8 protein-coding genes are annotated in these 5,886 nt (G+C 61.6%); 4 read left to right on the top strand and 4 right to left on the bottom strand.

Features of this window, described 5'->3' with window-relative positions; translation table 11 throughout:
* Positions 1-116: 116 nt before the first annotated feature.
* Together yghX and FEM54_RS22305 are read right to left on the bottom strand one after the other, a co-directional pair.
* On the bottom strand, positions 117-1,004 hold the full coding sequence (gene yghX / locus FEM54_RS22310) for a YghX family hydrolase (RefSeq protein WP_017138976.1): 888 nt from the start codon (positions 1,002-1,004) through the stop codon (positions 117-119).
* A 44-nt stretch (positions 1,005-1,048) separates the two neighbouring features.
* Positions 1,049-1,543 (bottom strand): PaaI family thioesterase, encoded by a 495-nt coding sequence (locus FEM54_RS22305; protein ID WP_138453063.1) that lies wholly within the window; start codon positions 1,541-1,543, stop codon positions 1,049-1,051.
* A gap of 124 nt (positions 1,544-1,667) precedes the next feature.
* Between FEM54_RS22305 and FEM54_RS22300 the strand changes: the two genes are divergently transcribed.
* On the top strand, positions 1,668-2,237 hold the full coding sequence (locus FEM54_RS22300) for a YceI family protein (protein ID WP_138453061.1): 570 nt from the start codon (positions 1,668-1,670) through the stop codon (positions 2,235-2,237).
* Here the strand turns inward: FEM54_RS22300 and FEM54_RS22295 are convergent.
* Positions 2,234-3,124, bottom strand: a complete 891-nt coding sequence (locus FEM54_RS22295) for a DMT family transporter (protein ID WP_138453059.1) — start codon at positions 3,122-3,124, stop codon at positions 2,234-2,236. The two genes, FEM54_RS22300 and FEM54_RS22295, sit on opposite strands and share 4 nt — an antisense overlap.
* 88 nt (positions 3,125-3,212) lie before the next feature.
* On the opposite strand from FEM54_RS22295, the gene FEM54_RS22290 reads away from it, so the two are divergent.
* Positions 3,213-4,538 (top strand): aminotransferase-like domain-containing protein, encoded by a 1,326-nt coding sequence (locus FEM54_RS22290; RefSeq protein ID WP_138453057.1) that lies wholly within the window; start codon positions 3,213-3,215, stop codon positions 4,536-4,538.
* 16 nt (positions 4,539-4,554) lie between these two features.
* On the opposite strand, the gene FEM54_RS22285 is transcribed toward FEM54_RS22290, so the two are convergent.
* On the bottom strand, positions 4,555-4,986 hold the full coding sequence (locus FEM54_RS22285) for a nuclear transport factor 2 family protein (RefSeq protein ID WP_138453055.1): 432 nt from the start codon (positions 4,984-4,986) through the stop codon (positions 4,555-4,557).
* A gap of 257 nt (positions 4,987-5,243) precedes the next feature.
* Between FEM54_RS22285 and FEM54_RS22280 the strand changes: the two genes are divergently transcribed.
* A complete protein-coding gene (locus FEM54_RS22280) occupies positions 5,244-5,462 on the top strand; it encodes a DUF6434 domain-containing protein (RefSeq protein ID WP_017138970.1) in 219 nt (72 codons plus the stop codon).
* Positions 5,459-5,886 (top strand): RidA family protein (locus FEM54_RS22275; protein WP_138453053.1); only part of this gene is annotated, 428 nt, incomplete at its 3' end. The genes FEM54_RS22280 and FEM54_RS22275, both read left to right, overlap by 4 nt.

The raw sequence follows: 5,886 nt of genomic DNA, 5'->3' as shown, positions 1-5,886 counted from the left end.
AAGAGACAGCGGTTTTCCAGATGTATCGCGTCGTGAGGTGTCAGGGCCGCTTCGCGCCCCAACGCGGGGCAAGCCCGCTCGCCACAAGAAGTTAGCTGCCACAGTTCTGAACGTGTTCAGACCAGGTATTTGCGGAACCAGCCCAACGTGCGCTCCCACGCCAGATTCGCCGCTGCCTCGTCATATCTCGGCGTCGAATCATTATGAAAGCCATGATTGGCGCCCTTATAAATAAACGCCTCATAGGTCGTGCCTGCGGCCTTCAACGCCTGTTCATACGCCGGCCAACCCTCGTTGATTCGCGTGTCCAACTCGCCATAGTGCAGCATGATCGGCGCCTTGATGCGTGGCACGTCCTTCGCTTCTGGCTGCCTGCCGTAAAACGACACCGCTGCGCCGAGTTCTGGATAAGCCACCGCCGCCGCATTGGTCACGCCGCCGCCGTAGCAGAAGCCCGTGATCCCGACTTTGCCGGTGCTGCTGTCGTGGTGCATCAGCCATTCGATGGCGGCGAAGAAGTCGTTCATGAGTTTGGTGGGGTCGACTTTTTGTTGCAGTTCCACGCCTTTTTCATCGTTGCCGGGGTAGCCGCCCACCGAGGTGAGGCCGTCGGGTGCCAGGGCGATGAAGCCGGCTTTGGCCAGGCGCCGGGCGACGTCTTCGATGTAGGGGTTAAGGCCTCGGTTTTCGTGCACCACCACCACGGCGGGCAGTTTGCCGCTGGCCTTGGCCGGGCGAACGAGGTAGCCGCGTACGGTGCCGTTGCCTTTGGGCGAGGGGTAGGTGATGTAGTCGGCGACGATGTCTGGGTCAGTGAATTTGACTTGTTCGGCCAGCGCGTAGTTGGGGCTCAGGGCTGCCAGCAGGGCCGAGGCGGTGAGGCCGCCGAAGGTGAACAGCGCGGCGCGGTCGAGAAATTCGCGGCGGTTGAGCTTGCCGTGGGCGTAGCCGTCGTAGAGTTCCAGCAGTTCGGGGGCAAAGTCTTTCGCGGTGAGACGAGTCATCGGAGCAGTCCTCGATTAGCGGTGGTCATCACTGTAGACCAGGATCAACTGTCGCGGCCATGGGCGGCGGCGGCCAGTTGCCCGGTGTCGACGCGCACGAACACCGAGTCGCCGAGGGCGGTGAGCACGTCACCGGCGTACACCTCGCAGACCACGCGGCTTTTACGCCCCACGTCGCCTTCAACCCGTGCGCGCAGGGTCAGCGTGACGCCCATGGGCGTGGGCTTGATGAATTTGATCCCCAGGTTACCGGTCACGCAGTCGATACGCGGCAGGCTGCCGGGCTCGCGTTGCTCGTTGCGGTAGTGGTAGGCCATGGCCGTCCAGTTGGAGTGGCAGTCGACAAGCATGGCGATCAGGCCGCCGTAGACCAGGTCCGGCCAGCCGCTGTAGTGGGCTTCGGGCAGGTGCTCGGCGATCACATGGATACCATCGGCATCCCAGCGGCTTTTGATGTGCAGGCCATGGGGGTTGCTGCCGCCGCAGCCGTAGCAGATGCCTTCGGGCGCGGTGATGTCCTGCAGGGAAGGGGTGTGCATGCAAAGTCCTTATTGTTTCTTTTGGCGACTACTCTGTTTAGCAGGGCACGCTGCGAAAGGGAATAAAACCATGGCATGGCGTGTTAGCTCAGCACATCTGTTCATTTATCTTTCGGAGTGTTGCATGAAGTGTCGAATACCCCTGTTTGTAAGCCTGGCGGTGCTCCTTGGTGTGTTTCTCGGCAACGCGCAGGCCGTGGAATACAAAGACGTCAACCGCACCGCCAGCCAGATCAGTTTTACCTTCCAGCAATTCGGGCAGCGGGTGTATGGCACCTTCAGTGACTTTGAAGGCACTCTGACCTTCGACACGCAAAAGCCTGAGGCGGCGCATGCGTTGCTCAAGATCCAGCTCGCCAGCATCGACGCCGGCAGCCAGGACGCCAATACCCAATTGCAGCAACCGGCGTGGTTCGACACCGCGACCTATCCTGTGGGCGTGTATGAGTCCAATGGCGCCACGGCGCTGGGCGATAACCGCTACAAGATCACCGGTAACCTGACGATCAGGGGCGTCACGCGGCCGGTGGATATTGAGGTGCAGCTCAAGGAGCAAAGCGGCATCGGCGTGTTTGACGGGGCGTTCATCCTCAAGCGCAGCGACTTCAAGATTGGTGAGGGTGAATGGGCGGGCAACAGCGTGGTGTCCAATGACATCAACATCAAATTCAAGATGGTTGCGCCGCAGCGCTAACGGGCAAACTTCTTGGCCCCGGCCACACAGCCGATCACCGCAACCGTCACCAGCACCATGCCCAGGCTGACCTGCTCATGCAGCAGGCTCGCCGCCAGCGCCAGGCCGAAAAACGGTTGCAGCAACTGCAACTGGCCGACCGCAGCGATGCCCCCCTGGGCCAGGCCGCGATACCAGAACACAAAGCCGATCAGCATGCTGAACAGCGACACATAGCCCAGGCTCAGCCACGCCGGCAGGCTGATGCCCGTGAGGGTTGCCGGCGCCAGCATCACGCTCAACGGCGCCACCACCGGCAACGACACCACCAGCGCCCAGCAGATCACCTGCCAGCCGCCCAGGCTGCGCGACAACGTGGCGCCTTCGGCGTATCCCAGGCCGCACACCAATACGGCCAACAGCATCAGCAGGTCACCGGCCGGCGCGGCGCTCAAGCCTTGGGCAACGGCGTAGCCCATCACCAGCAGGCTGCCGAGAATCGAAAACACCCAGAACACCGGGCGCGGCCGCTCGCCGCCACGCAGTACACCAAACACTGCAGTGGCCAGCGGCAGCAGGCCAATGAACACGATGGAGTGCGCCGAGGTCACGTATTGCAGCGCCAGTGCCGTGAGCAGTGGAAAACCGATCACCACACCCAGGGCGACGATCACCAGCGGCCCCCATTGGTGGCGTGCAGGGCGTTTTTCCCTGAACAACCACAACAACAGCACGCCGAGCACGGCGGCAATGGCGGCGCGGATCATGGTCAGAAACACCGGGTTGAACTCCATCACCGCCAGGCGCGTGGCTGGCAAGGAGCCGCTGAAGATGACGACGCCGATAAAGCCGTTGATCCAGCCTTGGGCGCTGGTATCCGGTGCAGTGAGGCTTGCGGTGCGTTCCATGGTGAGGGCTCGAACTAGGTGGTTGCGTAAACACCATCCTAGGGGCCAGGATTAAGACAATCAAAAAATTGTCATGGATACATCGCCTATGCCGCGCGCCCGCTACAAGTCGCTGGTCGACACCTTTGCCCAAGACATCCGCAGCGGCGCACTGGCGCCCGGCACACGCCTGCCCACGCACCGGCAATTGGCGGCTGAACATGGCCTGGCGTTGGTCACCGCGAGCCGGGTGTACACCGAGCTTGAAGCCATGGGCCTGGTCAGCGGCGAAACCGGGCGCGGCACCTTTGTGCGGGAAATCGCGTTGCCGCCGGGGCAGGGCAGTGGGCAGATGAATGTGGCCACCGGCATGCTCGACCTGAATTTCAATTACCCCTCGCTGCCCGGTCAGGCAGACCTGCTGCGCACCGCTCTGCGCCAATTGGCGCTGTCGGGCGACCTGGAAGCGCTGCTGCGTTACCAGCCCCATGCCGGTCGCCTGCATGAGCGCGCTGCCGTGGCACGGCATCTATTGAGCCGAGGCCTGGCGGTTGAGGCGGAGCAGGTGCTGATGGTCAGCGGCGCCCAGCACGGCCTGGCGGTGACGATGATGGCGTTGCTCAAGCCTGGGGATGTAATTGCCGTGGATGCGCTGACCTATTCAGGCTTCAAGGTGTTGGCCGAAACCCTGCACCTGGAAATCGTCGCCATTCCGGTGACCGCCAGCGGCCCGGATCTGGCGTTCCTGCACGCGCTGTGCCGCAGGCGCCCGGTGCGTGCGGTGTACAGTATTCCAACCCTGCATAACCCGTTGGGGTGGGTGATGAGCCTTGCGCAACGCGTGCAACTGATTGCCATCGCGCGTGAGCACCATCTGATGCTCCTTGAGGACGCGGCCTATGCGTTTCTGGCAGAAGACGCGCCACCGCCGCTGGCCACATTGGCGCCTGAGTGCACGGTGTACGTGGGCGGGTTATCCAAAAGCGTTGCCACGGGTTTGCGCGTCGGGTTTATCGCCGCGCCGTTGGAGTGGGTGAAAAAACTGGAGCGCACGATCATGGCCACCACCTGGAACGTGCCCGGTGTGATGAGCGCGATTGCGGTGGGCTGGATCGAGGACGGCACCGTCGCGCAGCTCGAAGCACAAAAGCGCCAGGACGCACGTGCACGCCAAGCCTTGGCTGCGCAGGTGCTCAAAGGCGTGCCTTACATCAGCCATCCGTCTTCGTATTTTTTGTGGTTGCCGCTGGGGGACGAGGCGCGGGCCGATCAGGTGGCCATGGCCTTGCAGCGCGAGCAGATTTCCGTGTCCACCGCCGAGCCGTTTGCGGTCTCGGCCACGGTGCCGCACGCGCTGCGCCTGGCGCTGGGTTCGGTGAGCATGGCCGCGCTGGGTGAGGCGCTGCTGAAGGTCCGGGAAGCGGTGCGGTGGTGAGCCGCACCGCTTGGCGTCAGTATTTGTAAGCCTGACGCCCGATCAGCAGCCATTTGCCTTTTTGCTTCTGCCAGACCTGGAAGTTGTCGATATCGGTCGGCACTTCGACGCCGCTGTTCACGGCCAGGGCGTGAAAGTGGTTGCGCACCAGCGCGGTGTCGCCGTCCAGGGTGATGGTCTGGTTTTGCATTTCGAGGGTTTTGAACGCGCTGGTGTGGGTTTCCAGGTCAGCGATAAATTGCGCTTTGTTCTGCACCTTGCCGCTGGAGTGGCCATAGGTGAGCTTGTCGGACGTCAGCGCGTGCAGCGCCTTGAGGTCCAGGTGCAGCATGGCTTGGGTCAGTTGGTCGACCGCGTGAGCCACATCCTTTTCGGCCGGGGCAGGCGCAGCTGCGACGTAGCCGGTGAACAGGCACAGAAAACCGATCAGCACTTTGACGTTTGGCATGGGTGTTTCCTTATTGTTGTTGGGGTGAACACGACAACTTAAGTCGTCGTACAACCATGCAATATTTTTGAGGAAGAAGGAAAGTGAAATTTTGAAATATCTTGAAAAGGTTAGGCTTGATGGCGTTATAAAGAATTCCAGTTATTGTACGACGTCCCAACACATCAAATAAGTGCGGGCGGCACGCCTTGTCGCTTCCAGCCCAACAAGCCGGTCGCTATGCTACTGCGCAAATAACAAGCCGCCCGAGAGACAACATGGATTTTGACTGGCACAGCGACGCCATCACCCGCGCAACTCCCGTGACCCCACACTACAAAAATACCCAGAACGTTCGCCGTTTCATGCTCGAACACTGCGGCCCGACGTTCAAGTTCGACCGGCCGTTCATGGCCTGGATTCGCAACGACATGCCCAAAACCTTGGGCGATGTGGTGGATGAGTGGCAACGCCGCAACGAGGACGCACGCCCATGACACGCGACGAAAAATACCAGGCTGCCCAGGAACGCATCGGCTACCTGCTGGAGGAATTCAAAATCGGCGGCAACTACACGCCGTTGGTGCGCGATGGCAACCAACTGTACATCAGCGGCCAGATTCCGCGTGTCGGTGACACCCTCATGCTGCCGGGCAAGGTCGGTGAAAGCCTGACCCTGGCCCAGGCGCAAATCGCCGCCAGTATCAGCGCGTTGCGTTGCCTGGGGTTGCTCAAGCAAGCGCTGGGTTCGCTGGATCAGGTCAAGACCCTCGTGCGTATCACCGTGTATGTGCGCAGCGCAGAAGACTTTGATCAGCAAAGTGAAGTGGCCAACGCCGCGTCGGACCTGTTCCACGAAATCCTCGGCGCTGCCGGTGTGCACACGCGCACGTCGGTGGGGGTGATGCAGTTGCCCAAATC

Origin of the sequence: Pseudomonas edaphica, from assembly GCF_005863185.1 — a bacterium.
Lineage (GTDB): Bacteria > Pseudomonadota > Gammaproteobacteria > Pseudomonadales > Pseudomonadaceae > Aquipseudomonas > Aquipseudomonas edaphica.
This window is presented reverse-complemented; position numbering and strand designations above follow the sequence as displayed.

Excerpts from the sequence above, each read along its gene's own strand:
- yghX (WP_017138976.1), bottom strand. The coding sequence starts at position 1,004 with ATGACTCGTCTCACCGCGAAAGACTTTGCCCCCGAACTGCTGGAACTC.
- FEM54_RS22305 (WP_138453063.1), bottom strand. The coding sequence starts at position 1,543 with ATGCACACCCCTTCCCTGCAGGACATCACCGCGCCCGAAGGCATCTGC.
- FEM54_RS22300 (WP_138453061.1), top strand. The coding sequence starts at position 1,668 with ATGAAGTGTCGAATACCCCTGTTTGTAAGCCTGGCGGTGCTCCTTGGT.
- FEM54_RS22295 (WP_138453059.1), bottom strand. The coding sequence starts at position 3,124 with ATGGAACGCACCGCAAGCCTCACTGCACCGGATACCAGCGCCCAAGGC.
- FEM54_RS22290 (WP_138453057.1), top strand. The coding sequence starts at position 3,213 with ATGCCGCGCGCCCGCTACAAGTCGCTGGTCGACACCTTTGCCCAAGAC.
- FEM54_RS22285 (WP_138453055.1), bottom strand. The coding sequence starts at position 4,986 with ATGCCAAACGTCAAAGTGCTGATCGGTTTTCTGTGCCTGTTCACCGGC.
- FEM54_RS22280 (WP_017138970.1), top strand. The coding sequence starts at position 5,244 with ATGGATTTTGACTGGCACAGCGACGCCATCACCCGCGCAACTCCCGTG.